This window comes from Polyangium sorediatum, assembly GCF_029946465.1.
GTDB lineage: Bacteria > Myxococcota_A > Polyangia > Polyangiales > Polyangiaceae > Polyangium > Polyangium fumosum.
The window spans coordinates 19059-45598 of the sequence record NZ_JARZHI010000012.1 but is presented as its reverse complement, the minus strand read 5'-3'; the positions used below and the strand labels follow the sequence as shown (position 1 = coordinate 45598).

The following is a 26540-nucleotide window of genomic DNA, read 5'->3' as shown; positions in this document are numbered from 1 at the left end:
GTCGACCACGACGGAGCGCCGAGGTTTCAGGCGAAGGCGCCGCGCCCGGGGCGCTGCCCCGGACCCCGCGGGGGGCTGTCCGCCCCCTCGACCCCGGACCAGGCACGGCCTGGACCGAGGGTTGAAAAACTGCGCGGTGCGCAGTTTTTCAAACGGGCCGACGAAGAAGCCGGGGCGCCCGCCGAACCCGCAGCGCGGCTGTCTTGGTCGGCAACGCCGCTGCGGGTCTTGCCCCGGGCCTGTTCGATGAACTGCGCATCGCGCAGTTCATCGACCCTGGGTCCAGCCCCTGGCTGGTCCGGGGTGCAGGGGGCGGACAGCCCCCGCTGGGGTTTGGGGCAACGCCCCAATCTCCCTCAGGCCGACGCAGCTTGCGCGGGACGATCCTGGATGGGCGGGGAGGCGAAGATGTCGGCTTGGCTTTCGCTCGGCGGGGGCAGCTCCACGTAGCCGCGGAATTGGGCGAGCATGTTGAAGCGGCGGGCCATCCAGCCGGGGATCACGAGGGCGTAGGTGCGGGCGAGGCGGCGCGGGTCGTCGAGGGTGCGCAGCATCGCTTGGTAGGTGAGTTCGCCGTAGGCGGCTTTGAAGGCGGCGGCTTGTTCGGGGCGGGAGACCCAGTTCATGACGCCGGGACGATCGGCTTCGGGGTGGAACTGGACGGACTCGATGCCGGCGGTCACGTCGAGACCGAGGATGGCGCGGCCTTTGGACATGCCGTCGCGGCTCTCGCGGGCGAGGAGGGAGCCGCCGAGGGATTCGAGCAGGCGCTCGTCGAGGTCGACGGCTTCCCAGCTTCGGTGTTCGAAGGCGAAGAGACGGTCGCCGAAGGGACGGAGGAGCGGGTGGGCTTGGCCTTCGGGGGTCGTGTAGATGGGCATCACGCCGAACTTGCGCTCGGTGCGGGGCACGACGGCGGCCAGGCGGAAGTGCCGCACGACCATCTCGAACGAGTAACAGATGGCGAAGAGCGCGCTCTGATCCTCGCCGCCGCGGATGGCGGACTCGGCCACGTGGTCGAGGAAGCCCGAGTAGTCCGTGACCCACGGCATGCCGTCGCCGTCGTAGGGGGAGCCTGGGCCGCCGGTCGAGATGTAGAGGTCGTAGTCGCGGGGGACGGGGTTTTGGGTGTCGCGCGGCGAGCATTCGCCGAGCACGCACTCGAGGTTCGGGTTCTGGCGGCGGACGCGGTCGAAGAACGTCGACACGATGCCACGCAGGCACCGCATCGCCTGGTTGACATGGCCGTTGTTCATGTCGACCAGGCAGATCCGCAAGGGGAGCTGTCGCGGCTCTCCGCTCACGTCACGAACCTCCATCCGGGGAAATTGCAAAACGACCCATCACGCGCGTGACCTCTGCATCTTCCCCCGGCGCCGCGATGGTCGTAGCACGAAGCCCGAGCGCCGAAAAGACAGCATTTCTGTCACTTTCCACGCAGAGTCCAAGCGACCGCTCGCACGACCGGATCTTCGGATTGCGCTGCAATTGCAGCGGATTGGCGCGCCTCGGACGGGGCAAACCGAGCGAGCGAGCGGAGCGCGGAGACGCGCAGATCGGTGCTCGTGGTCTCCCGGGTTGCCAGGGTCTCCGCGAGTTTGACGGCGCGGGTGCGCTCGTCGCCTTGGGAGACGCGGACGTAGGCGCCGAGGGCGCGGGCGCGGAAGAGCTCGGAGGCTTTGTCGTCGAGGACGAGGGCGCGGAGCGTGCTCGGCGCGGAGGCGCCGGCGATGCGGAGCGCGAGGGCCTCGTAGTCGCCTTTGCCGTGCGCGCACCAGACCGCGCCGAGGACACGCTCGAGGGGCGTGGGGTTCGCCGGGAAGGGCTTGTTCGGGCGGCGCGTGGCGGCGAGGGCGAAGGGCGGCTCGGGCGGGAGCGGCGGGGCGAACTTGCCGCCGGTGGGCGGCTGCTCCGGGGGCGCAGGCTGGCCGCCTTCTTCGAGGATGCCGCGGTAGAGGGCGCTGCCGTGGAGGACGCGCTTTTGCGCCTCGGTGAGGGCGAGCGCGCCGTAGGCGATCGGGAACATCGTGTTCGAGACGTCCGGGCAGTTGTCGGGGTTCGACTGCATGACGGACGTCGGGCACTCGACGGTGTCGCTGAGCGGATCGGTCTCCTCGACGGAGAACTCGGTCGTGTGGAAGAGGCCCGCGAGGTGGCCGACCTCGTGCCGGAGGACGCTGGCGTCGTACTCCGGGTTGCCCGAGGGCATGTAGGCGACGCCGCTCATGGTGGTGCCTTGGAGCACGGGGCTGCCGGGGATGCCGCCTGCGACGCCGATGGCCTGGCCGAACTCGGAGCCGAAGCTGCCGATGACGAAGAGGTTCAAGGCCGGCCCGGGGGCGATGCCCGCCGAGGAGGCGAGGAGGCTTCGGTACTCGTTGTACGTGCCGACGTTCGTGAAGCTCGCGTCGAGCGGGAGGAAGGTGACCTTGCCGAGGTCGAGGCCAGCGTAGTCGACGAACATCTCGCCGAGGACCTGGTTCACGTAGTTCTGCGTGGTCGAGTTCGGCGCGAGGAAGACGTTCACGTCGACGACGCCGCCGTGGAAGAGGCCGTCCTTCGTGCGGCGGATCCACACGTCGACGTGCGCGCTCTCGAGCGAGCCGTCGTCGTCGCCGAGCGCGATGCGCCACTGGCCTTGCTGCATGGGCCAGGCGTTCGCGGCGTCGGACTGCGGGTTCGCGCCGCCGACCCAGCCGTAGCTCGCGAAGGCGGGGGTGTTTTTGCCGGCCATCGCGTAGTTGAAGATGACCGGGTCGCCCGTGGGAGGGCGGAGCCGGCTGATGCCCACGACGTCGTTCAGGTTCGCCGCGCCGACCGTGACCGTGAGGCCGAGGGCGCGGTCGGGGACCTCGAAGGGCTGGAGCATGTTGAGCGCGACGTCGCCGAGGTCGATGTGCTCGAGCGACTGGAGCTCACTCGGCCCCGCCCCCACGCCCGAGCCGCCCGCGCCGATTCCTCCGGAGCCGCCCGCGCCGCCCACGCCGGGGCCCGCGGTCCAGGTCTCGCCGCCTTCCCCGCCGGTGCCGGGGGTCTCGGTGCGGGTCGTCGCGCCGCACGCGGCGAGCGCGACGAGCGCGACCGTGCTGAGCATGGAGGACCGGAAAACGCCGGCGGACGAGGAGCGGAGGCGAGCCGAGAGCCCACGGAAGGCGGTAGGTGCAAGCATCTCGAGATTCTAGCTCGCGCCGCATTGGGGTAGAAGCGGCGCGTGCAGAGCGTCGAGACAGCGGCGACGGGGACGAAAGCCCCCGAAGGAGCACCTCCGAGAGCAGGAGGCGCACGATCGGCGGCGCTCGTCACGGCGGGCATCGTGCTGTCACGGCTCGTGGGGCTCGTGCGGCAGCGCGTCATGGCCCACTACTTCGGGACATCGGCTTGGGCGGACATGATCGCGGCGGCGTTCCGCGTCGGGAACATCACGCAGAACCTGATGGGCGAAGGGACGTTGTCGGCGACGTTCATCCCGCTTTACGCGCGGCTGCGCGGCGAAGGCAAGAGCGAGGAGGCGGCGCGGTTCGCGCGGTCGGCGCTCGGGCTTTTGCTCGTGGTGGTGGTGGCGGCGTCGGCGCTCGGCGTCTTGTTCGCGCCTTGGCTGTCGTGGCTCGTGGCGGCGGGGTTCGACGAGGAGAAGCTCGCGGGGACGGCGACGATCGTGCGCATCGTCTTCCCGATGACGGGCCTGCTCGTGCTGTCGGCGTGGGGGCTCGGGGTGCTGAACGCGCACCGGCGCTTCTTCTTGCCGTACGCGGCGCCGGTGGTGTGGAGCCTCGCGCAGATCGCGGCGCTCGTCGTCGCAGGGACGTTCCTCGGGCAGCGGGGCGGCGCGCTCGCGACGGCGCTCGCGTGGGGCGCGTTCGCAGGGGCGTTCTTGCAGGTCGTGGTGCTCTTGCCGGCGGCGCGGCGGCTGCTCGGGAGGATTGCGCCGCGCTTCGACGCGAAGGATCCGCACGTGCGGGAGGCGGCGGCGCGGCTGCCCGGCGCGCTCGTGGGTCGGGGGATCATCCAGATTTCGGGCCTCGTGGACACGTTGCTCGTGAGCTTTCTGGGCACGGGCGCGAACGCGACGTTCGGCTACGCGCAGACGATCTATCTGCTGCCGATGAGCGTGCTCGGGACGGGCGAGGCGGCAGCGGCGCTGCCCGAGCTGTCCCGCGACACGGCGGAGGCGGACGTGGCGAAGCGGAACGCGGCCGTGCGCGCGCGGCTCGGCGCGTCGCTCGCGCGCATCGCCGTGCTGACGGTGCCCGCGACGCTCGTGTTCGTGCTGCTCGGCGGGGATCTCGTGGCGCTGCTGCTCCAGACAGGGACGTTCGATCAGGCGGCAACCGCGCGGGTAAAACCGCTGCTCGCGGCGTATGGGTTCGCGCTGCTCGGGAACGCGGCGGGGCGCGTGCTGACGACGACGGCGTATGCGCTCGGCGATACACGGACGCCGGCGCGGTTCGCGGTGCTGCGGGTCGTCGTGAGCACGGCGCTCGCGCTCGTGTTGATGCGGCCGCTCGGCGTGCTCGGCGTGGTGCTCGGCGCGGTGATCGCGGGCTGGGTGGAGACGTGCGCGATGGGGATCCGGCTGTCCCAGGCAATCGGAGGGCTCGGGCTGGAAGCGATTCGCGGCGGGCGGATCGCGCTGCTCGGCGGGCTCTCCGTGGGCGCAGGTGTCCTCGTGCGCTCGGTTCTGCCCGCGTCACTCCAGGGGACGACGATCGGCGCGATGCTCTCGCTCGGGACGTTCGGAGCCGCGTTCGTGGTGCTCTGCCCGCTGCTCGGGCTCTTCGACGTGCGCTCGCTGCTGCGACGAGCGCGGCGCTGACGCCGGGACGTCGAAACGCGATGGCGGCGCGGCGCCGATCGCTGCAAGAACGCAGGGTGACGCCCGGCAAGCTCCTGCACCCCGCGCTCCTCCATCCCTACCGCGCCGCGTTTTACGTGTTCCTCGCCGCGCGCCGCACCCTGGTGGGGCTGTCGCCGGATCGAGGCTGGCGGACGTGGATCACGCCAGAGATCATGATCGGCGGCTTTCTCATGCCGAGCGACATCGCCGAGCTCGAGCGGCAGGGCGTGCGCGCCGTGGTGAACGCGACGAGCGAGCTCGTGGAGCCGCTCGGCACGTTGCGCGCCGCAGGCATGGCCTACCTGCAGATCCCCTGCTGGGACATGCAGGTGCCGAGCCTCGAAGACGCCGACCGCGCGCTCACGTTCCTCGCCGAGCACATCCAAGCCGGGCACCGGGTCTACGTGCACTGCGCGAGCGGCGTCGGCCGGAGCGTGGCGCTCGCCGTGTGTTACCTGGCGCTGCACGAGGGCATGAGCGTCGAGGAGGCGATCGCATGGATCCGCGCGCGGAGGCGGGTGGCGATGCGTGAAGGGCAACTTCGCTTCGTGAACGACTACGTATCGACGCGCGGGGGCCGGGGGAGCGCGGAGAAGACGTAGTCCGAGGAACGCGTAGACCAAGGAACAAGGAGATCACGGGCGCGGCGCGCGCAAAGCACGCCGCGGTGGCACGGCCCTTCCAATCGAGGTCCGAAGGAGGCGCGAGCGCCCCCACCTGGAGACCCCATGAGAACGATCGCGCCCGCCGGCCGCGGGGACGTGCACACGCTGCTCATCGTGCTCCCGCTCGTCTTCTTCGCGATCTCCCTCAGCTTCGACGTCGTCGCGATGCTCTCAGGCGCGCACGTCTGGGGCGTCGCGGCCGCCATGAACCTCGCAGCAGGGCTCGTGAGCGGCTCCCTGTCGTCCGTCTATTTCGCGCGAGAGCACGACCAGTACCGGCCAGGCTCCCGGGCGCGCGACCTGAGCTTCTTGTTCCTGTGGCTCTCGATTTGCGCGCTCCTCCCGTTCGCCGTGAGCCTCGTCCTGCGCGTCGTGCATCCCGAAGGCGTGACGCCGTCGGCAAGCGTCGCACTCTCGATCATGGCACTCGGCGTGGCGACACTGGCAGGGTGGCTCGGCGACGAAGCAGCCCGGGAGCGGGCGTAGGAGAGGTTTCCACGGCGTCTCGCCGGGGTTTCACCCCGGGCCCGACCAGGGGTTGTCCACCCCTGGACCCGGACCAGCGCCAGCGCTGGACCTTGGTGGAAGAACTGCGCTCCGCGCAGTTCTTCCAACAGCCAGGGGAGATGCCCATCGCAACGGCGGCGCTGCGATCTTGATGGGCAAGGTCGTCGCCGGTCTTGACCCGGCCTGTGCGATGAACTGCGCATCGCGCAGTTCATCGTCCTGGGTCCAGCGCCTCGCTGGTCCAGGTCCAGGGGCGGACAGCCCCTGGTGGGGCCTGGGGCAACGCCCCAGCTCCACGCCCCCAGCCAAAAACCACGAGACTTGGCCCGTCGACGCGAGGTCTGGCATGCGTCGCTTCGATGCAAGACGATCGCCCTGGCTCGAACCGGCCCATGCGCCTCGGGCTTCCGCTCCTTTGCGTGCTTGCGCTTGTGCCCCTCGGCTGCAAGGGCGGCAATGCTCCTGCGCTTGCGAAGGGCGAGCCGACGGAGGAGCCTCCGCCCGAGGTGCCTTCGCCGCCGGCGGATGGGCCGAAGCTCATCGTCTTGCAGAGTGGCACCGTGGTGTATGACCGGCCCTCGACGAAGGGGCGTCCGCTCGGGGAGCTTGGCGCGGGGGCTGCCGTCGCGCGCTCCTCGGAGCCGTTTGCGCGAAAGGAATGCCCAGGCGGCTGGTACGTCGTGCGGCCGCGTGGCTTCGTGTGCGCAGGGGAGGCTGCGACGACGGATCCGTCCCTCGCCGTTGCGCTGCCGCCCGGCCCGGATCTCTCGCGCGCCCTGCCCTACCGCTACGGCCGCGCCCGGACCGAAGGCGTCCCGCTCTACACGCGCTTGCCGATGCCGGCTGAGCAGACGACCGAGGAGCCCGACCTGAAGCGCTACCTCAACAAGCGTGGTTCGCTCGACGCTGAGATGCTCGGCGCGGCTGCGAACGACGTGCCTGTGGATCCGCGCGGCGTGCCCCAGGGCCCGCCCGTGCTCATGCCCGGCGTCGACGGCGCGGATGCGGCTGGCAAGCGCACGGTGGGCTCGTTCTTCGCGTTTCCGGCGTCCGCGGTGGCGCCGCTCGCGCCGCTCGCGTCTCGCGTGGCGGACCTGAAGAGCGGCGTCTTGCGCAAGGGCAGCGGCGTGGCGCTGGCGGGGTCGTTCGTGGCGTCGGTGGCGTCGGACGCGGGGGAGGGCCGGCGCTTCGGCGTGACGCCCTCGGGGCAGGTCGTCCCGATCGACAGGCTGAAGCCGGCGCTCGGGACCACGTGGCATGGGCTCGACGTGGAGAAGGTGGGGCTGCCTGTCGCCTTCGTGCACAAGTCTGGCGTGACGGCGTGGAAGCTACGCAAGGGCGAGGCCGAGCCGGACGAGGACGAGGAGCTCGAGCGGCGCATGGCCGTTCCGCTCAGCGGGAAGTTCCGGACGGTGAACGGCGTGCGCTTCGAGCAGTCGCGCGAGGGGTACTGGCTGCGTGCGCAGGACCTCGTGGTGATCGTCCGGCGGACGAAGTTCCCGGATTTCGCGAAGGGCGAGCAAAAGTGGCTGGACGTGAGCCTGGCCAACCAGACGCTCACGGCCTACGAGGGCCAGAAGCCGGTGTATGCGACGCTGATCTCGTCGGGACGCGACGTGCTGAAGGAAGCGGCCGAGAGCGCGTCGACGGCGCGCGGGACGTTCCGGATTCGTAAAAAACGGGTCACCACGGCGCTCGACAGCCGCGAGGTGCATGGCGACTTCGAGGTCGCCGACGCGCCCTGGGTGATGGAGTTCGAACCGGGATACGCGCTCGCGGGCACGTATTGGGGCGATGGGCTGGGGGAAGCGCAAACTTTCCATGCTGTCGCGCTCTCGCCCGTCGACGCGCGCAGGCTCTTTCACTGGTCCGGGCCGGAGCTGCCAGAGGGTTGGCACGGCGTGACCGACGCGATGGGCGAAGGGACGATGGTCGTCGTTCGGCCGTAGCGCTCCGGGGGCTCCGCGCGGACAAGCCGAGCTACGCCCCCGCAGCCGGAAGCGGGAGCAGGACTGTCCCGCAGCGTGACAGGCTACCGAGCAGGCTGTGCGTTCCCTGCTCGCAGGTGGTCTGCGCGGATCGCGATTGCCCCCGGCCGTGACACCGCGGCCTGCGCGCCGCGCTGCGTCTCGCGTCGCCCCGTGCGTCTCTGCGACGCTCCCGACGAAGCCACCCCGAAGGCTCGATTCTCCCGAACAACACACGCGAAACGAGCATTCCTTCGCGCAAAGTCGCGTGCGTCACGTGGGGGCCGAGCGAGCGCGCGGGAGGCGCGGAGGGCTCGGCACGACCCTTGCCGACGAGCACGCACGTCACCGCGCCCTTCGCTCGCAAGAGAGGCGACGGCGGAGGAAACGCGTGGTCCGACGACCGGATCGCGTTCAATCCCGCGGCGGCAGAGGGACGAACCATGGCTTCCAAGACGACGACGACGCGCACGAAGAGCGCAGCCAAGCGCGGAGCGACAACCCCGGCGCGCAAAGCCTCCGCCGCGGCCAAGGGCGCAGCGAAGAGGACGACGAAGGCCGCCGGCAAGCGGGCCGCGGCGTCGAAGGCGACCACGCGAACGGAAACGGCCGGACGCGCGACGACGCGCAAGGCCGCCCCTGCGAAGCGCACGGCTGCGAAGAAGACGACGCGCAGCGCCGCCGGACAACGCACGACGGCGTCCAAGGCGGCTCCGGCGCGGGCGGCCCGGAAGAGCGCCTCGACATCGCGCAAGTCGGCGACGGGAAGCCAGACCCGCACAAGCGGCACCCGCAAGACGGGCGCTCGCTCGGGTGCGAGTCAGTCTCGACGCGGGAGCGCTGCGGCTCCTGTGTCGTCGAGTGGTTGAAGCTGGTGCCGAAGGAGGGAATCGAACCCCCGACCCGGCGCGTATGAAACGCCTGCTCTAGCCAACTGAGCTACTTCGGCGGAAGCGGCGCGGACTATGTCGAGGGACGACGGGCCTGTCAAGCAGGCAATCCGTCGAGGGGGTCTTTCTCGCGAAGAGCGTGGGCAAACCCACGCGCGAAGCCGGTGAGGAGGAGGCCGAGGGCGCTTGTCCTTCGGCCCGCCGGTCCGCCTCGTGAAGCGTCCTGAGAGCTTGAAGGAATGTTTGTCCGCGCGTCAGGGGCGCGCAGGATCCGGGGGGCGCACCGCGGGGTTCTTCGCGACGAAGGGCATCGACCAGGCGAACGTGGGCCCGAGCTCGCGCGGGAGCGGCTCGAAGGGAGCGCCGCGCAGGACCGCCTGCCGGCAGTTCTCGTCGAACTCGGGGATGCCGCTCGGCCGCGCCACACGCGCGCTCGCAACGCTGCCATCGGCGCGGATGACGAACGCCACCACGACCGTGCCGCCACGCCCCTCCGCGATCGCCCAGCGCGGGAACGCGTCCTTCCAGAGCGGATGGATCCGCGCGAGCACGCGACGCACGTAGTCCATGCGGCGCTTGTCGAGCGCGCTCGCGTCGAGGCCTGGGCCCTGGCCCGTGCCGAGCGGATCGGCGACGGAGCCGCGGCCCGCGCTGCCGCCCGATCCCGGCGCCGTGGGCCCGTTTTGCCCACCGGTCCCGTCCCCCGGTGCGCCGCCCGCGGTGCTCGCGTGCACGATCGACTGGAGCGCGAGCGCGGCCTCTTGCTCGCTGTCGACGCGGTCTGAAGGTCGTCCCTCGTGATCCGCGGGCACGGACGGCGTCCCCGCCGTCACCCAGGGGCGCGCGAGCGGCACCTCGGCGCTCGCGCGCGCGTCCTTGCCAGGCGCCCCATCCCGCGCGCCGATCCCCTCGGAAGGCGCCTCCACGCCCTCCTCCGCGCCGCCGACGGGCCGCGCCGCCTCGATGCCGTCGGGCGGGAGCGCCGCAGCGCCGAGCGCGCCTCCACGTCGCGTGGCGCGCCCGGCGCGGGAGCCGCCCGAGGAGGGATCGTGCACGGCGTACGTACGTCGCTCGGGTCGACTGCCGGAGCGACCACTCGCGAGGAAGGTGAGCTCCATCGGTTCACGGCTCGCGCGTCGATCCTCGCGGGACGCGCGCTCCTCGCCCGCGTCGATGCGTTGCACCTGCGTGCGATCGATCCGCGACGGGACCTCCGTGACGAGCGCGCGATCGTCCTGCCGATCGGCGAGGTTCGTCGCGCGCGCCGAAGCCGTGTCCGTGCCGCCGCGACCCCGCTCGCCCGTATCCGGTCGCGGCTCGGCCTCCCCTCCCCCGCGCGGAACGGGGACCGCCGGCAGCTCGACGAGCTCGCCGGCGATCGATCCTTCGCTCAACGTCGGCAGCTCGATCTCCACGACTTCATCGCGGAGCGGCGCGTGCAGCCCTCGGAGCGCGAGGCCACCTGGCTCCGCGCGAGAAGCACGCGCGAGCAGGGCGCCGCCGGTCGCAAGCAGGGCGAGGTGCACCGCGAGCGAGAAAAAACTCGCGGAGACGAGCCTTGCTCTGTCGATGCCCCGCACGCCTCCAGTATGCCTCGTCTCGGCGCTCTTGCGGGCGCTTCAGGCGAGGCCGAAGCGACGGCGCGCGTTCTCCGTCGTGCGCGTCGAAAGGGCGTCGAAGCTCTCGCCGCGGAGCTCCGCGACGCGCCGCGCCGTGTGCACGACATACGCAGGCTCGCAGCGCTTGCCGCGCAGCGGGATGGGCGCGAGGTACGGGCTGTCCGTCTCGACGAGGATCCGATCGGGCGGCGCCCACGCGGCGACCTCGTGGATCGCGCGCGCATTTTTGAACGTCACGATCCCCGAGAACGAGAGGTCGAAGCCAAGCGCGAGCGCCCGCTCGGCGAAGGGCCGATCCTCGGAGAAGCAGTGGATGATGCCGCCGACCTCACGCGCGCCTTCCTCTTCGAGCACCGTGATCGTGTCCTCGGCGGCTTCGCGCGTGTGCACGACGATGGGCTTCTGGACGCGCCGCGCGAGCGCGATCATGCGCCGGAAGACCTCCCTTTGTGTCTCGCGCGGCGAGTGCATGTAGTGGTAGTCGAGCCCGACCTCGCCCACGGCCCGGACACGCGGCTCCCGGGCGAGGCGTTCGAGTTCGTCTTCCATCGCGCCGTCGAGGACACGCGCGTCGTGCGGGTGCAGGCCGACGGAGGCCCACACGTCGGGGCGCCGCGCGGCGAGGGCCGCGGCGAAGCGCGCCGGACCGAGGTCCTCGCCGACGCCGATCACGACGAACGCCTCGACGCCGGCCTCGCGCGCTCGCTCGAGGACGGCGTCTTCGCCTTCGGGAAAGTAGTTGGGATCGAGGTGGCAGTGGGTGTCGATCAACATCGTTCGAGAACCAACGACGCGCCCGTCAGGTGACGAGCTCGGAGAACCGCGCGCGGAGGAGCGCGCTGCCCGCGTCGAGGGCGCAGCTCTCGCAATACCCCATCGCGACGAGCCGATCGAGCGCGGCGAGCGCGTTCTTGCGTTGCTCGTCGCGCAGGCCGCCGAAGAGGGGCTCGTCGCGTACGCCCTGCGCGGCGTGGTTCGCGCGATCGCGCAAGATGGCCACGAGGTCCCGGCAGAGCAGCGCCACGGACTTGCGGCGCTCGGTGAACACGGCCTCGCGCAGCTTGCGGATCTGCTGCGGGAAGACGACGGCGTTGACGACCCGCTCGCCGGGGTGATCGATGGCCCAGGCCGCGATCATCGCGATGAGCCCGCGGCGGTGATCGTCGTGCTTGCCGCGCACGCCGAGCAGGCCCTCGATCTCGCGCATCATGCGCTCGTCGGCGCCCTCGAAATCGCCCGTGTGCGGGTTTCGGATCTTCTCGCCCTTCACCCACGCGCCGACGTGCTGCACGTACCGATCGAAGAGCTCGCCGTAGCGCGTCTCGTCGACGAGCCCGCTCGCCGATCGCATCTCCTCCTCGAGCGTGTCGAGCAGCCGCGCGCGCACGACGTCGCGGAAGAGCTTGTGGTCGTGGTAGCCGCCCGCGAGCGGGCGCTCCTTGAGCCAGTCGTACTCCGAGGTCCGCTTGCAGAGCTCATCGAGCTCGGTGAGGACGGCGAACGGCGAGAGGCAGCCGTGATCCCGGTTTTGTGCGGCGTCGAGGAGGAGCGAGCGGATCTCGCGCGGCGAGACGCCCGAGCGCCCCTCGAAGTCGACGGTGGCGTCGGTCTCCTGGTAGAGCGGGCGGATATTCGCGCGGAGCAGCTTCTGCGAGTCACCGTCGAGCCGCTCCGGCGGCGTCCCCGTCGCGTACGCTTCCATCTTCTCGGCCGCCGTCAGCGACGAGACGATCGGCGCGAGCGCCTCGGGATACCGCTTCGCCTCCGGCTGCCGCATGCGCGTGAGCACGGCGAACTGCGCCGCCACGCGCGTCGCGTGCGGCGCGACGTGGCGCGTGACGAAGGGCGCGATCTGCGCGTCGTAGATGCGTTGCTCGTCGAGGTAGCTCCGCAGGTAGGGCGCGCGGAGCAGCTCGAAACGACCACGGAAGCTCGGGAACTCGGGGTGCTCGCGGAAGGCGTTCAGGTGAATGTCGTTCGCGCTGCCGATCATGACCACGTTCGTCTGGATCGTCTGCTGCGGCAAGCTCACCTCGCCCGTCTCCAGCGTGAGCTGGAGGTAGCGGAACGCGTCGAGCGGCCGCTTCAGCAGATCGCTGAACTCGAGCACGCCGCCCGAGGCCTCGACGAGATCCCCGTGCGCCTCGAAGAGCGTCCGCGCCTGGAGCGCCGTGGGCAGCGCGGCGAGCGATCGATCGGCCGTGATTTGCCGTTCGCCCGCGTCGACGCTGAGCTCGGGGCCGATGGTGACCGCGCCCGTGCGGTACCGCCGCGAGATGAACCAGCGCTCGACCTGGACATGGCGCAGCACATCGGCGAGCGAGCCCTCGTAGGAGACGAGGAGCGCCTCCACGATCTGCTGATTCTTGTGCGAGAGTTTGCCGCTCATGAGCCAGTCGGGCGGCGCGTCTCCGATCCCGGCTTCCTCGTAGAGCTTCTTCAAGAGCTCGCGACGCTCCGGCACCGGGATCAAGAAGAGCGGATGATCGCGCAGCTCGCTCACGAGGCGCGCGTCGATCTGCGTGTCTTCGAGGTGCGCGAAGCTGCCGCCGATCGGCGCCGCGGCCCCCTCGCCGCCGAAGCCGATCGCGCCGCGTGTCGTCTTGCGGCTCGGGAACACCCAGTGAAACCGGTAGAGCGCGCCCTCGTCGAGCGTCGAGTAATGCTCGAGCGCGCGCAGGACGCAGCCGGCGATCGTGCTCTTGGCCGACCCATTCGGGCCGTGCATCAGGACGAGCCGATTCGCCCTCCCCTCCTGCACGAAGTTCGAGAGCGCGCGGTAAATCTCGCCCTGCAGCTCCTCGTGCCCGATGAGCGCCGCGTCGCGCCCGTGGTACGGCGCCCGGCGCGCGCTCGTCGCCGACGAACGGAGCGGCTCGGGCTCCCAGGGCAGATCGAAGAGGCGGTAGCGCGTGCACTCGCCCCAGGGACGCTTGACTGGGTACGTCCCGAAGTGGTCGAACATGTCGCGCACGTACCGGGCTGAATCACGCCCGTGACGCGCGGGATCCGATGCGAAGAGCTCCAGGTACTCCTGGAAAGAAAGCAAGCGCCGTCCCGTTTGGAAGCGGCGCTGCATCGAAGTGACCAGGTTGGAAAGCTCGGCCAGTGCGAGCTCGGACCTTCGGCTTGCCCGGGCGTCGGACTCTTTCACCCGGGGAGTTTAGCCCCCGGCTTACTTCACGTCGACGTCGACCTCGAGGTCCACCTTCTCCATCACGCAGTTCGCCGCGCTGCAGACGCTCATCGAGAGCGTGCCGGCGATCTTCGCCTTGCCCGCCCGGGACGCCACGAACGGCACCTTGAACGATCCCTTCTTCTCGTCGAACGTCCCGTCCTCTTTCTTGAGCAAGGGCTTCGGATACTTCACGCCCTCGGGCGCGGGATCGACGAGCTTGAACTTGTACGGGTACTGATCGTTCATGTGATACGCGCCCTTCGGCACGATCGTGATCTCGAGCGTCCCTTCCTTGCCCGCTGCGTAAGGGCCCGTCGCCTTCATCTCGACCGCGTAGGTCTCGCTTTCGGCCTTGGGGCCCTTGGCGACGGCCGCGACGTTCGTCTCTTCGCCACGCTGCGTGGCGGCTTCACTCCGGCCACATCCGGAGGCGAGCACGAACGAGAGGCCCGAGAGGGCTACGAGGCACGCGAGGGTGGAGAGAGGACGGCGGCGCATCGAAGGCGTGTTCATGAGGGCTCGGAATACCACGGCGGTTTGCTCCTGACCACGGGCGTAGGGTCGATGGAAACACCCGAACAGCACGGGTTCGACGGAGGGGCCGCCCAAGCCATGCACGAGCTCGGTGTTCAGCGCGCGCCGAGCACGACGATCAGCAAGGCGACGAGGACGACGAACACGATGGCGGGAAAAAGCCAGCGTGGTCGTGTGGTCGGGACCGAGACGGCGTCCTCCGGGAAGGCGCCTTGCTCCGTCGCCGCGGCCGCGCCCGCAAAGGCCGCATCCATCGCGCTCAGATCCCCCGCTGTGCCCTGCTCCTCTTCGAGTCGCGCGAGCAGCCCGGGGAGGCCCGCGCGGATGCGCTCGCCGAGCTCGGCCTGCGTCGTCCGCGCCCACGCCGCGTGGCTGCCCTCGAGCCCGTACGCATGGCCGATCCGATCCGCCAGCGCGCCGACCGTGGGGATGCGGTCTTCAGGCTCCTTCGTGAACGCATGATCCATCACCGCGTCGAGCGTGCGCGGGACGCCGTGCGCGCGGCCCACCTCGCTCGGCGGGCGGTGCGGCCGCGTCATGATGCTGAGCAGGATCTGCGGGCCGGATTTGCCCTCGTACGGGACCTTGCCCGTGAGGCACTCGTAGGTGATCGCCGCGAGCGACCAGACGTCGGCGCGATGATCGAGCGAGAGGAGCCCCTGCGCTTGCTCGGGCGACATGTAGAAGGGCGAGCCGATCGTCGTGCCGACCGCGGTGATCTTCTTCGCGCCCACGGAGTTGTCGCGGACGCTGCCGAAGTCGAGGAGTTTGACCTCGTCGCCGCCGCAGAGAAAGACGTTGTCCGGCTTGAGATCGCGGTGGACGATCTTGCGCTCGTGAGCGCTCGCGAGGCCGAGCGCGACCTGCGAGACGAACCGCACGACACGCTCGGGCGGCAGCACCTTTTCGCGCTGCATGAGCACGCGGAGCTCCTCGCCTTCGAGGTACTCCATCACGATCACGTAGTTGTTCTCGTCGTGCTCGAACGCGTCGACACGCACGACGTGCTCGTGCGGCAGGACCGCGCTCACCTCGAACTCGCGCTTGAAGCGCTCGATCGCCACCGGATCCTGCGCGACCTCCTCGTGCAGGATCTTCAGCGCGACCGAGCTCTTCTCCTCGCGGTCGAGCGCCTGGTAGACGCGGCCCATGCCGCCCTCGGCGATGACGCGCCAGATCTGGTAGCGCCCGCTGCACACTGCGCCGCCGACGCGGGGATCCTTCGGATCCGGCTTCGGCGAGACTTCGTCGGTCCCCGCGAGCTTCTGCCCTTCGAGCGGGCAGAAGTCCGCGTCATCTTCGTAGAGGCGATGGCAGGTGGTGCAGGCTTTCACGCGCCGCAGGTGGAGCGATCAGGCGCGTGACGAAGTCGAGCTGCCCTCGGCGGCGTCGCCCTCCGGGGCCCTCACCGGCGCGGGCGTGTAGTAGAGGATGCGGCGGCAGTGCGGGCACTGCTCGAACTCGGCCTGACGCAGCATCTTCTGGAACATCATCGGCGGGATGGTCAGGTGGCAGCCGAGGCACGTGCCGTCGTGCGTGGCCGCGATCGGGTGCGGGCGGCGCGTGCGCACGGACTCGTAACGACGGTAGAGCGTCGTCGGCAGCTTCTTCACCGCGAGCTCACGCTCCTTCACCCGCGTCGCGCGTTGCGACTCGGCGTCGTCGAGCTGCCGCGTCGTCCCCTCCACCGTGCCTTCGATCTGCTGCACGATGTTGCGGTGCTTGGCGTCGGTCACGTCGATCGACTTCTTCGCCGCTTCGGTCGCGGTGTTCAGGCGCTCGATCTCTTCCTCGCGGTCGCGGTGCAGCTTGCGCAGCTCCTCGATCTCGCGTTGCGCCGCGTTGCTCTCGCGCTCGTTCCTCGACCGCGCGAGCTTCTCGCGCGACCGCTCGATCTGCTGCGTCATCTGGCGCAGCTCGACGCTGAGCTCGCTCCGCGTCTTCTCCATCTGCGAGAGCATCTCTCGGTCCGAACGGAGGCGGTCCTCGAGAACCTTCGCCTCCGCCCGCATCCCCTCCAGGCTTCCCCGCTGCTTGCCGATCTGCTCCTCCAGCCTCCGCAGATCGTCGTCGATGGTCGCGAGCTCTTCGAGGGGTGCGATCTGGTCGCGGATACTCACGTGGATGCTCTGCTCCTTGCGAAAAGGGATAGGCCCACCTGGACTCGAACCAGGAACAGCCCGGTTATGAGCCGGGGGCTCTGACCGATTGAGCTATGGGCCCGTGTTCGCCGAATCGCCCGGAGGCGACCCGGGGGACAAGCTAGTCCAACATCGAGACCGTTGGAAGGGGCGCGCCGCGTCATCGTTCACTTTGGGCTTGCTCCCCGGAAAGAGCCGTGCGGGCCCCGCGCGCGCGTCGGGGCGCCCGACCCCGAAGCATCGAACTTTCAAGGACTTTCCGGCGCAGGCTTCGAACGCTCGGGGACGTTCCGCGGCGGAAGGTTCATCCGGCCGAGCCGCGGCCGCTTGCCAGCGGGCAGAGGACCTGCCCGCCCCCCGTCCTTCGGGTCGCCGCAGCACCGGAAGCCGACCTGGTAGAAGCTGAACCACTCGTTGTGCGTCGAGGTGATCGGCCGGCAACGCGCGCGGATCGGCCCCCAGTAGCCGCCCTTCAAGGACGAGCGGTACGGCGCTTCGAGGCGCTTGCCCTGGGGGTTGTCGACCCACTCATCGACGTTGCCCGTCATGTCGTGCACGCCGAAGGGGCTGACGCAGCGGTGCAGCTCGCCTGACGCGACGCGACGATCGAGCCTGTCGACCTCGGCCGAGACGCGGGCCGGATCCGAAAAGGCGTCGAAGTCCGGCGGCTCGACGGGTTTGTCGATGTTGCAGGCCTCGGCGTCACGCTCGGCGCCGTACGGATACGGCCACATCCCCGGGCCCTCGCACGCGAACTCCCACTCCTCGACCGTACAGAGGCGCTTGCCCTCGACCTCGCACGCGCGCCGCGCCTCGTTCCAGTCGGCCATGACCGCGGGCTTGACGCCTTCCATGTTGGGGTACTCGTAGACGTCGACGCAAAAACGCCGGCGTTCGAGCCGGCCCTCGCAGAGGACCTCGGGGCCGAAGCGCTCGCACACGTCCTTCACGTCTTCGCGATACTTCAAGCATCGGTGCCCGACGAACGGGCAGTAGATGCCGTCGACGAGGACCATGCCCGGTCCACACGCGGTCGCGCTCTCGGGGCTCACCTGCACGTACGAAGGCGGCGGCGGTTTTTCCTTCGGCAGAGGCGCGGGTGGCGGCGGCGGAGGCGGCGGCGCTTCGATCGAGGCAGCGGCGGAGGCAGACGGCTGCGTCTCGTGTCGCTCGGCCACGCGCGGCGAGAGGAGGAGCGCCGCGAGCGCGAGCGAACCCGCGAGCACGAGCGGAAAGACGACGGCCTCGCGTGATCTCACCCGTCCTCGTGCGCCGCGCGATCCCCGGGCGAGGCAGGCTCGCGATCCCGATCGAGGAACGGCCTCGGCGGCGGGGTCTCGACGCCGTCGATCGTGTCCCCGCAGCAGCGGAAGCCCACCTGGTAAAACGCGAACTTCGGGCCGTGTGTCTTCGTCGTGAGCCGACAGGTGTTGCGCACCGGGCCCCAGTAGCCGCCGTTCAGCGTCGAGGGCTGGTTCGTCTCGGGATCGTCGGCGAGGTTGTCCGTCCACTCGTCGACGTTGCCGGACAGGTCGTACGCGCCGAACGCGCTGATGCACGCGGGGTGCGAGCCGATCGGATCGGCCTGCCAGAGCCGCGCGATCTCGGCCTCGCGGGTGCGCTCGTCGACCATCGCGTTCACGTCGAAAGGGATGGAGGCGCGATCGACATTGCACGGGCTCGGCTGGCGCACGAAGCCCCAGGGATACGGCAGCCGCTTCGGCCCCTCGCACGCGAGGATCCACTCGGAGCGGCGGCACAGCCGTTTGCCCACCGACTGACAAAGTTCTTTGGCCTCGAACCAATTCACGTAGACACGCGGGCTCTCGCCGACGCGGTTCGGCCACTCGTGACGATCGATGCAGTACCTGCGCGGATCTGGCTCGCCGCGGCACGGCACCCCGCGGACGTACTCGGCGCAGCCGTGGCCGAGCTCGCTCGATCGACGCGCGCAGCGGTACGCGAGCTTGGGGCAGAAGTCGCCTTCGACGAGCGCCATGTCGGACGGGCAAGCAGCGCGCACGGCCGGGTCCTGGGAGAAACGATCGGCCGGCGTGAACAGGGGCGCCGCGGGTCCCGCGGGTTCGTCGGGGACGCGGGGGATCTGTGCTTCGGGGGAAGGCGCCGCGGGCGCGGGCGCGGCGCGCGTGGCCGAGCGGAAGGACACGGCCGAGGTACGCGCGAACAAAGCGAGTCCGCCGACCACGACGCCGACGCCCACCGAGATCATCACGCTCCTCGTCGTCGTACCCACGCGCTCCGCAGGGCTTCTCGATCGTCGCCCGTCATGCAAGTAGAACCGAGGAACCGCGTGGGGGAAAAATTTCGAGCGAGCAGGCGCGGCGCATCCATCGCGTGCCGGTGAAACGAGGGGGTGCCTACGGAGGGGGTTGGTCCTCGTGCGTAGGTCGGAGAGCCGGGAAGCCTTGGACAACACGGGAGCCCGAGCACGATGAGCGTGCTAGGTGTCGCGGGTCCATGGATCGCCTGGTCATTCGCGGCGCTCGCCAGCACAACCTCAAGGACGTCAGCCTCTCCCTCCCGCGAGATCGCCTGGTCGTCATCACCGGCCCGAGCGGCTCGGGGAAGTCGTCGCTCGCGTTCGACACGATCTACGCCGAGGGACAAAGGCGGTACGTCGAGTCCCTCTCGGCATACGCGCGCCAGTTCCTCGAACAACTCGCCAAGCCAGACGTCGAGTCGATCGAGGGGCTCTCGCCCGCGATCGCCATCGAGCAACGCGCGCTCGCGAAGAGCCCGCGCTCCACGGTCGGGACCGTCACGGAAATCTCGGACTACCTGCGCCTGCTCTTCGCGCGCGTGGGCACGCCGCACTGCCCGAGCTGCGGCGCGCGCATCGAGGCGCAGACGGTGCAGCAGATCGTCGACCGCATCCTCGGCCTCGGCGAAGGCGCGCGCGTCACCGTGCTCGCCCCGATCGCCCGCGCCCGCCGCGGCGAACTCAAGCTGGAGCTCGATCGCCTCCGCCGCGAAGGGTTCGTTCGCGCGCGGATCGATGGAGAGGTCGTCGACCTCGGCGACGAGATCGTCCTCGATCGGACGAAGGCGCACGACCTCGACGTGGTGATCGACCGCATCGTGGTGAAGGAAGGCGTGAAGGGTCGGGTCACGGACTCGGTCGAGCTCGCGCTGAAGCTCGGCGAAGGGCGGCTGCTCGCGGATCCTTCGACCGAGCGATCCCGCGCGGAGCCAATCTGGATGAGCGAGCGCTTCGCCTGCATCGCCTGCGGCATCTCGCTGCCGCCGATCGAGCCGCGGATGTTCTCGTTCAACGGGCCACACGGCGCCTGCCCCGCGTGTGACGGCATCGGGTTTCGTACGCGGATCGATCCGGAGCGCGTCGTGCCGGATCCGAAGCGCACGCTGCGCGAGGGGGCGATCGTCGCGTGGGGGCGGCGCGGCTCGCTCGCGCTCTCGACGGAGACCGAGCGGGCGGTGAGCTCGCTCGGCGTGAACCCGGACGTGGCGTTCCGCGATCTCTCGGAGGCCGATCGCAAGGCGCTCCTCTTCGGGGCGGAGGCGACCGCGGCGAAGGGGCGGAAGAAGGCGAAGGAGGGCTACGAGGGGATCGTGCCGCGGCTCGAGCGGCAGCTCGAGCAGGGCGAGGGCGTGCTCTCCGGCGAGGACGACGACGATCTCGACGACGACATCGCCGGCTCCGAGGACATCGGCCGGTACGCCGTCACGCGCGTGTGCGACGTCTGCAAGGGCAAGCGCCTGCGGGCCGAGGCGCTCGCGGTGAAGCTCGCAGACAAGAACATCGCGGACATCGGCACGATGGCCCTGCGCACGGTGCGCTCGTTCCTGGAGACGATCGCGCACAAGGACGGGCCGCTGCAGCCGCGGGAGCGGGCGATCGCCGAGCCGCTCTTGCGGGCGGTGATCGCGCGGCTCGGCTTCCTCATCGACGTGGGCATCGATTACCTCACGCTCGATCGATCCGCGCAGACGCTCTCCGGCGGTGAGGGACAACGCATCCGGCTGGCGACGCAGATCGGCGCGGCGCTCGTGGGCGTGCTGTACGTGCTCGACGAGCCGAGCGTGGGCCTGCACGCGAGGGACAACGCGCGGCTGCTCGAAGCGCTGCGCAGGCTCGTGGATCTCGGCAACAGCGTGGTCGTGGTCGAGCACGACAGAGACGCGATCCTCGCGGCCGATCACGTGGTCGACATGGGGCCGGGGGCTGGCGTGCACGGCGGCAAGGTCGTGGCCGAGGGGACGCCGGCCGAGATCGCGAAGAACCCGGCGTCGGTCACCGGGCCCTGGCTCTCGGGCGACAAACATCTGCCGATCCCGACGAAACGACGCAAGGGCGACGGGCGCGTGCTCAAGCTCGTCGGCGCGCGCGCACACAACCTCACCGGCGTGAACGTCGAGATCCCCGTCGGCGTCCTCTGCGCGGTCACGGGCGTCTCCGGCTCGGGCAAGTCGAGCCTCATCGTGGACACGCTCCTGCCCGCGGCGCGCGCCGCGCTCTACCGCACGAGCGCGCCGATCGGCGAGTGCGACGGCATCGAGGGCCTCTCGCACATCGACAAGGTCATCTCCATCGATCAGGCGCCCATCGGCCGGACGCCTCGGTCGAACCCGGCCACGTACACCGGCGTCTTCAGCTTGCTCCGCGAGATCTACGCGGGTTTGCCCGAGTCACGCGCGCGCGGCTACAAGGCCGGGCGCTTCTCGTTCAACGTGAAGGGCGGGCGCTGCGAGGCGTGTCAAGGCGATGGCGTTCTCCGCGTCGAGATGCACTTCCTGCCGGACGTGTTCGTCACGTGCGAGACCTGCGGCGGCAAACGGTACAACCGCGAGACGCTGGAGGTGCTCTACCGCGGCATGTCGATCGCCGACGCGCTCGAGCTCACGGTGGATCAGGCGATCGACCAGTTCGAGGCGATCCCACGCGTGCGGGAGCGGCTCCTCGCCCTCGCGCGCGTGGGGCTCGGCTACATCCGGCTCGGACAACCGGCGACGACGATCTCCGGCGGCGAGGCGCAGCGCGTCAAGCTCGCCCGCGAGCTCGCGCGCAAGGCCACGGGGCGCACGCTGTATGTCCTCGACGAACCCACGACGGGCCTGCATTTCTCGGACATCGAGGTGCTCATCGGGGCGCTGTCGAGCCTGCGGGACGCGGGGAACACGGTCGTGGTGATCGAGCACAACCTCGACGTGGTCGCGTGCAGCGACTGGGTGATCGACATGGGGCCGGAGGGGGGCGAGCGCGGCGGGTTCGTCGTGGCGTGCGGACCGCCGGAGCACGTGGCCGGCGTCCCGGAATCGCATACCGGGCGTTACCTGCGCGAGGTCCTCGAGGTCGGGCGCAAGCGGCCGGGAAAACGCGCCAAATAACCCGGGACGTCCCGACGAGAGACAGCAGCGACGAACCCGGGGAGCGCCCCGCCCGCGCGGGGCGCGTAGGGGTTGGGCTTGACCCAACCCCTGGAGCAAGAGGGTTGGCTCAGCCAACCCCCTGGCACAATCAACCGAAATCCTTTTCGGCGCGCTCCTGATCCTCTTTGCAGCGGATGCAGAGGCTCGTCTCGGGGCGGGCTTCGAGGCGCTTCTGCGCGATCTCTTCCTCGCACTCCTCGCACTGACCGAACGTCCCGTCCTCGATCTTGATCAAAGCCTTCTCGATCTTGTCGAGGAACGACTTTTCCCGGCCGCGGAGCCGGAATGTGAAGGATTGCAGATACTCGCTCGAAGCGAGATCCATCTCATCGGGGAGATCACTCGCGTCGAGGGCCATGTCCTCACTCAGCGTCTGCTTTGCTTTCTTGACGATCTCGTCCCGCTTCGCCTCGAGCAAAGCCTTGAACTTCTTGAGCTGGGCCTTGTTCATTGTGCAATTCCCTCGACGTGTCGCCCTCTCGGTGCCCCCCGCTTCATGCAATCCGGGCACCTCGACGAAGTACGGCCAATGACGGACGAATGCCGTCCATTTCCGGCCCTCCCTTGAAGGAGGGCGCGGAAGGCTAGGCGACGGATTCCCTGACGTCAACCACGGTCGAGACCGGCCGAGATGCAGGTTTGACGACTTCCTCTCGACGTGGGACAAAACCTTCCACCTTGCTGGAATTCGACATCAACCGAAAAACGAGTGAACCCCGTGATGCCGCCACCGTCATCGTCGTGCGCGACGGTGCGCAGGGGCTCGAGGTCTTCTGTGTGCGCCGGCACGCGAAGTCCGCATTCATGGGCGGGGCGCTCGTCTTTCCAGGGGGAAAGGTCGATCCGTCGGACCTCGATCCGGGCTGGGAAACCGCCGCGACCGCCGCGGACGCGCGGGTCCTTGGGATGGCCACCGAGCGGTCACACGCCCTCGGGCTTTGCGTCGCGGCATGCCGGGAGACGCTCGAAGAGGGGCGGATCCTGCCGGTGACGCCCGGCGTGGCGGGCGCGGAGCTCGACGCCCTCGCGGCCGAGCTCGCTGCCGGGACAGGGCTGTTCGACGCGCTCGTCCGGCGCGGCATGCGCCTCGCGCTGGATACCCTCGTCCCGTTTGCGCGCTGGGTGACGCCCGTGGCGGAGTCGCGTCGGTTTGATGCTCGTTTCTTCCTGCTCCCTTTGCCCGAGGGACAGGAGGGACGGCACGACGATCACGAGACCACGATGAGCCTGTGGGCGCGCCCGTCGGATGTCCTCGACGCCGCAGCGGGAGGGCGTTTCTTTCTCGCGCCGCCGACGTCGCGCACCCTGGAATTGCTCGCGGGCGAGCGAGACGTGCACGGTGCGCTCGCCCTCGCTCGGCGGCAGACGCTCCTGCCGATCTGCCCCGAGTTCGTCCCGGGCGACGGCGACGCTCCGCCTTTCATCGCTTTGCCCGGTGATCCTGCACACTCCGTGCGGGAACGGCGGCTGGACGGACCCAGCCGGTACGTCCTGCGTGAAGGCCGTTTTGCTGCCGAGGACGCACCCGAGTTCGGCAAAGGATTCGCTTCTCCCGTTGTGCCGGGGGTCGAGACGAGCCTCGACGAGCGGGACGTTGCGACTTCGGTGGACGATGGGGGTTCGGGGACTTAGCTCCCTTTTGTGGGAGCGAAGCCCCCGAGCGTGGACTGGGCCGAGGAGGCCGGAAGTCATGGAAGCCAAAGAAAACACGACGCCGACCACGACCACGACGACGACGACGAATCAGCCGGAGCTGTTCACCGCGAGCGACGTGGCGCGGTTTTGCCAGGTCGACCTGAAGACCATCCACAACTGGGCGGACAAGGGGGAAATCCGGCATTTCCGGACGCCGGGCAGGCACCTGCGCTTTCGGAGGCTCGACGTCCTCGATTTCCTGCGGAAGTACGGCTACCCGATCCCCGAGGTGCTCCGCCTCGGCAAGCCCAAGGTCGTGGCCGTCGACGACGATCCGCAGGTGCTCGCCTCGCTCCGCAAGGCGCTGAGCAAGCGCTTCGAGCTGACCACGTTCCAGGACCCGTTCGACGCGCTCGTGGCCGTCGGCAGCATCCAGCCCGACGCCATGGTCTTCGACGTGCGGATGTCCGGACTCGACGGCGTGAAATGCCTCGAACGGCTGCGGTCGATCGACACGACCTCCCACATCCGCTGCATCGTCTACTCGGACGCCGAGGAGATGAAGAAAAACGCGACGGAGGCCGGGGCCTACGACTTCATCAAGAAGGGCGAGGCCGCGGAGCTGCGCGACTCGCTGGAGCGGCTGATGGGCCTCGAAAGGGAGTGACGCGGGCGGATCACTTGCCTTCGCGGTAGGCGCGGATCGCGTTCGCCACGGCATCGGCGAGCTTCTGCCGATAGTCGGCCGTGGCGAGGCGGGCCTCGTCGTCCGGGTTCGAGATGAACGACGTCTCGAACAAGACCGCGGGCATGTCCGCACCGACGAGCACGAAGAAGCCCGCGGTCTTCGTGCCCTGATCCTTCGTGTCGGGCCAGCGCACGCCGAGCGACGCGAGCGCGGAGCGCTGGACCAGATCGGCGACGTGGCGCGACCGGGCCATGAGGTCGCCGACGTCGAGGTTCGACGCGATGAGCGCCATCTCCTCGTCGATGGAGCGCGCGTCGCCCTCTTCGCCGGTCTTGCGCGGGCGGGAGGCGTTTTCCCGGGCGGCGACGCGCATGGCGAGGCCCTCGGGATCCCGCACGCGATCGAGCGAGAACGTCATGGGCCCCCGCGCCTGCCCGTTCTCGGACGCGTTGCAGTGGACGGAGACGAAGAGGTCCGCGTGGAACGCATTGGCCCGCGCGGTGCGGAGGTCGAGCGGGACGTACGTGTCGTCGTCGCGCGTGAGCATGGTCTCGACGCCGAGCTCGCGGGAAACGATGGTCGCGGCGCGGTGCGCGATGTCCAGCGTGACGTCCTTCTCCTTGAGGCCCGTGGGCCCGACGGCGCCGGTGTCGTTGCCGCCGTGGCCGGGATCGAGGACGACGCGGCGCACCTCGCGTTTGCCCGAGGCGTCCTGTTCGTCCTTCCGAACCGGCGGGCGTGTGCTCACGTCGACGACGATGCGGAACGGGTCGGGGAGGTAGAAGACGCGGCGATAGAGCGAGGCGGCAAGATCGAGCACGACGCGGGTGCCGCCGCCCTCCTGCGCGCCGAGACGGACGCGACGCACGACGCCGCCGACCTCGGTCTCGCGCCGGACGCCCTTGGCGCTCGCGCGGGCGATGTCGACGAACACACGCGCGTCCTTGCCCGCGGCCGCGTCCGCGCCGAGCGTGCCGACCTGGAACGTGGTCGGTCCACTCAGGTGGATGACCACGCGGCCGCCCTTCTCGGAGCCGAAGGGCTCGAGCGAGACGATCTTCACCGGCTCCTTCGCCGCGGTCGCGTCCCGCGGGGTCACGACGACCTGCCCCTCGAGCGCGGCCTGCGCCGCGGAAGCAGAGGAAGGGGGCGCGGACTCGGGGGAGACGGCGCCGGACGGCGGCGGGGAGGCGGCGAAGGCCGACGGGGACGGCGCGCCGCGGGAGGCAGCTTCCGAGGCGAAATCGCCTTCTCGTTCGAGGGCGCGGAGCGCGCCTCCGCGGGGGCGATAGGCGGACGCCATCGCGAGAGCGCGCTCGAGCGCGACGTGGCACGGCGTGCGCGGAGCGAGGACGGCCTGGCGGCGCGAGGCGAGGTAGGTCTCGCGGTAGGAGATGGCGGCGTCGCGGGCGAGCTCGCCGGCGAGCAGGGCGCGGCGGCGATCGGCCTCGCAGCCCTGGAGGGCGCCGGCGGCGGCGCTCGCGGAGGCGGCGTAGAGCTCGAGGGCCTCGCGGGCGTCGGCCTCGGCCTGGTCGAGGCGGAAGGAGCGGGCGCGGAGGTCGCCCGCGAGCATGGCGAGGGTGGCGCCGCGCTCGGTGCGGCCGGCGCGCGAGGAGGCGATGGCGACGGCGTCGGCGAGGGCCACGACCTCCGCGCGGGGAGGGAGCGTCGCGGCGGGGTCGAGGAGGGCCTGGGCGCGTTGTTCGTCGCTCGGGGGCGGCGCGGGTGGACTCGACGCACCCGCGCTGCAGCCGAGGAGCGGCGCCCCGAACGCAAAAAGGATCGCCGCGGCGCGGAGGGCGGAGATACGATGGCAGCGCTGCACCGCGGTACGCCGGTGGACCGCGAACGACGGGGCAGCGACCGCGGCGATCCCCCTCGTCGCGGGGCCCGAGCACATCTTCCGGAGGATCCCCGTGTCCGACTCCACGCCCACCTCGATCCCTATCTACGCCGACCGGCTCTCCGGCGAGAACTTTGCCGACGCGACTGCGATGGTCAACGCGTATCTCCGACGCTACGTCGCGAAATACCTCCCGGCGAGCGACGCGGGTCACGAGGGGCACGTGCTCGACGACGGCGGATACGCCCACGTGCAACGCGGCGCGGTCACGATCGGGATCAACGTCCTCGAGCGACAGGGCGTCCTGATGATCTTCGCGCCCATCATGGCGGTGCCGGCGCGGGGGCGGGAGGGCTTCTACCGGAAGCTGCTCGAGCTCTCGTTCGTGCGCACGAGCGACGCGGCGTTCGCGATCGACGCGGCGCGCGACGACGTGGTGGTGCGGTGCCTGCGGCGCCTGTCCGCGCTCGACTACGAGGAGTTCGAGGACATCGTGACGACCGTGGGGGACGTGGCGGACGAGTGGCAGAACAAGCTCGTCGACGAGTTCGGGGGGAACGAAAAGGCTGCCTCCGCGTTCGGCGACTGACGCGCTGCGCCCTGCCTCCACGATCGACGCCGCTGCGTTGC

Annotated in this window: 21 protein-coding genes and 2 tRNA genes; 8 read left to right on the top strand and 15 right to left on the bottom strand. The window is 70.1% G+C overall.

Going from position 1 to position 26540, the window contains the following annotated elements; translation table 11 throughout:
• Nucleotides 1-356: 356 nt before the first annotated feature.
• Together QHF89_RS16280 and QHF89_RS16275 are read right to left on the bottom strand one after the other, a co-directional pair.
• Entirely contained in the window at nt 357-1304 is a 948-nt protein-coding gene (locus QHF89_RS16280; RefSeq protein ID WP_284720565.1) for a hypothetical protein, read from the bottom strand.
• Nucleotides 1305-1426: 122 nt separating this feature from the next.
• Nucleotides 1427-3169, bottom strand: coding sequence for a hypothetical protein (locus QHF89_RS16275; RefSeq protein WP_136969574.1), 1743 nt, complete (start codon nt 3167-3169; stop codon nt 1427-1429).
• A gap of 42 nt (nt 3170-3211) precedes the next feature.
• On the opposite strand from QHF89_RS16275, the gene murJ reads away from it, so the two are divergent.
• The 4 genes from murJ to QHF89_RS16255 all read left to right on the top strand — a co-directional run bounded on the left by murJ (nt 3212) and on the right by QHF89_RS16255 (nt 7955).
• The gene (murJ, locus tag QHF89_RS16270; protein WP_136969573.1) at nt 3212-4813 is read left to right on the top strand and encodes a murein biosynthesis integral membrane protein MurJ; all 1602 of its coding nucleotides are present in this window, start codon (nt 3212-3214) and stop codon (nt 4811-4813) included.
• Nucleotides 4814-4869: 56 nt separating this feature from the next.
• Nucleotides 4870-5436 carry a protein-tyrosine phosphatase family protein gene (locus tag QHF89_RS16265; RefSeq protein WP_284720564.1) on the top strand — a complete coding sequence of 189 codons (567 nt, stop codon included), beginning with the start codon at nt 4870-4872 and terminating at the stop codon, nt 5434-5436.
• A gap of 126 nt (nt 5437-5562) precedes the next feature.
• Nucleotides 5563-5985: a DUF2231 domain-containing protein gene (locus QHF89_RS16260; RefSeq protein ID WP_136969571.1), complete on the top strand. Its 423-nt coding sequence runs from the start codon at nt 5563-5565 to the stop codon at nt 5983-5985.
• Nucleotides 5986-6398: 413 nt separating this feature from the next.
• The gene (locus QHF89_RS16255) at nt 6399-7955 is read left to right on the top strand and encodes a L,D-transpeptidase (protein ID WP_284720563.1); all 1557 of its coding nucleotides are present in this window, start codon (nt 6399-6401) and stop codon (nt 7953-7955) included.
• Between the two features lie 31 nt (nt 7956-7986).
• Here the strand turns inward: QHF89_RS16255 and QHF89_RS16250 are convergent, their stop codons facing one another.
• The 11 genes from QHF89_RS16250 to QHF89_RS16200 all read right to left on the bottom strand — a co-directional run bounded on the left by QHF89_RS16250 (nt 7987) and on the right by QHF89_RS16200 (nt 18565).
• A complete protein-coding gene (locus QHF89_RS16250; protein WP_284720562.1) occupies nt 7987-8727 on the bottom strand; it encodes a hypothetical protein in 741 nt (246 codons plus the stop codon).
• Nucleotides 8728-8845: 118 nt separating this feature from the next.
• A tRNA-Met gene (locus QHF89_RS16245) sits at nt 8846-8922 on the bottom strand.
• A 195-nt stretch (nt 8923-9117) separates the two neighbouring features.
• Nucleotides 9118-10443 carry an energy transducer TonB gene (locus QHF89_RS16240; RefSeq protein WP_136969569.1) on the bottom strand — a complete coding sequence of 442 codons (1326 nt, stop codon included), beginning with the start codon at nt 10441-10443 and terminating at the stop codon, nt 9118-9120.
• A 39-nt stretch (nt 10444-10482) separates the two neighbouring features.
• Nucleotides 10483-11256 (bottom strand): TatD family hydrolase, encoded by a 774-nt coding sequence (locus QHF89_RS16235; RefSeq protein WP_136969568.1) that lies wholly within the window; start codon nt 11254-11256, stop codon nt 10483-10485.
• A 25-nt stretch (nt 11257-11281) separates the two neighbouring features.
• On the bottom strand, nt 11282-13531 hold the full coding sequence (locus QHF89_RS16230) for a PrkA family serine protein kinase (protein WP_284720561.1): 2250 nt from the start codon (nt 13529-13531) through the stop codon (nt 11282-11284).
• 126 nt (nt 13532-13657) lie between these two features.
• A complete protein-coding gene (locus QHF89_RS16225; RefSeq protein WP_136969567.1) occupies nt 13658-14173 on the bottom strand; it encodes a hypothetical protein in 516 nt (171 codons plus the stop codon).
• A gap of 116 nt (nt 14174-14289) precedes the next feature.
• Entirely contained in the window at nt 14290-15528 is a 1239-nt protein-coding gene (locus tag QHF89_RS16220; protein WP_136969566.1) for a serine/threonine protein kinase, read from the bottom strand.
• Between the two features lie 18 nt (nt 15529-15546).
• Nucleotides 15547-16314 carry a zinc ribbon domain-containing protein gene (locus tag QHF89_RS16215; protein ID WP_136969565.1) on the bottom strand — a complete coding sequence of 256 codons (768 nt, stop codon included), beginning with the start codon at nt 16312-16314 and terminating at the stop codon, nt 15547-15549.
• Between the two features lie 29 nt (nt 16315-16343).
• Nucleotides 16344-16417, bottom strand: a tRNA-Ile gene (locus tag QHF89_RS16210).
• 166 nt (nt 16418-16583) lie between these two features.
• Complete coding sequence (locus QHF89_RS16205; protein WP_136969564.1) at nt 16584-17594, bottom strand: formylglycine-generating enzyme family protein; 1011 nt, start codon at nt 17592-17594, stop codon at nt 16584-16586.
• Entirely contained in the window at nt 17591-18565 is a 975-nt protein-coding gene (locus QHF89_RS16200; protein WP_136969563.1) for a formylglycine-generating enzyme family protein, read from the bottom strand. The genes QHF89_RS16205 and QHF89_RS16200 overlap by 4 nt, the downstream gene beginning before the upstream one ends.
• A 248-nt stretch (nt 18566-18813) precedes the next feature.
• On the opposite strand from QHF89_RS16200, the gene uvrA reads away from it, so the two are divergent.
• Nucleotides 18814-21702, top strand: coding sequence for an excinuclease ABC subunit UvrA (uvrA, locus tag QHF89_RS16195; protein WP_136969562.1), 2889 nt, complete (start codon nt 18814-18816; stop codon nt 21700-21702).
• Nucleotides 21703-21832: 130 nt separating this feature from the next.
• On the opposite strand, the gene QHF89_RS16190 is transcribed toward uvrA, so the two are convergent.
• Nucleotides 21833-22195 carry a TraR/DksA family transcriptional regulator gene (locus QHF89_RS16190; protein WP_136929978.1) on the bottom strand — a complete coding sequence of 121 codons (363 nt, stop codon included), beginning with the start codon at nt 22193-22195 and terminating at the stop codon, nt 21833-21835.
• Between the two features lie 227 nt (nt 22196-22422).
• Here QHF89_RS16190 and QHF89_RS16185 point away from each other — a divergent pair, with 227 nt between their 5' ends.
• Together QHF89_RS16185 and QHF89_RS16180 are read left to right on the top strand one after the other, a co-directional pair.
• On the top strand, nt 22423-23376 hold the full coding sequence (locus QHF89_RS16185) for an NUDIX hydrolase (protein ID WP_136969561.1): 954 nt from the start codon (nt 22423-22425) through the stop codon (nt 23374-23376).
• 58 nt (nt 23377-23434) lie between these two features.
• Nucleotides 23435-24046, top strand: coding sequence for a response regulator (locus QHF89_RS16180; RefSeq protein WP_136929980.1), 612 nt, complete (start codon nt 23435-23437; stop codon nt 24044-24046).
• Between the two features lie 10 nt (nt 24047-24056).
• Here the strand turns inward: QHF89_RS16180 and QHF89_RS16175 are convergent, their stop codons facing one another.
• Nucleotides 24057-25997, bottom strand: a complete 1941-nt coding sequence (locus QHF89_RS16175; RefSeq protein ID WP_284720560.1) for an N-acetylmuramoyl-L-alanine amidase — start codon at nt 25995-25997, stop codon at nt 24057-24059.
• On the opposite strand from QHF89_RS16175, the gene QHF89_RS16170 reads away from it, so the two are divergent.
• Complete coding sequence (locus QHF89_RS16170) at nt 25984-26499, top strand: YbjN domain-containing protein (RefSeq protein WP_232379595.1); 516 nt, start codon at nt 25984-25986, stop codon at nt 26497-26499. The two genes, QHF89_RS16175 and QHF89_RS16170, sit on opposite strands and share 14 nt — an antisense overlap.
• The last annotated feature ends 41 nt before the right edge of the window (nt 26500-26540 follow it).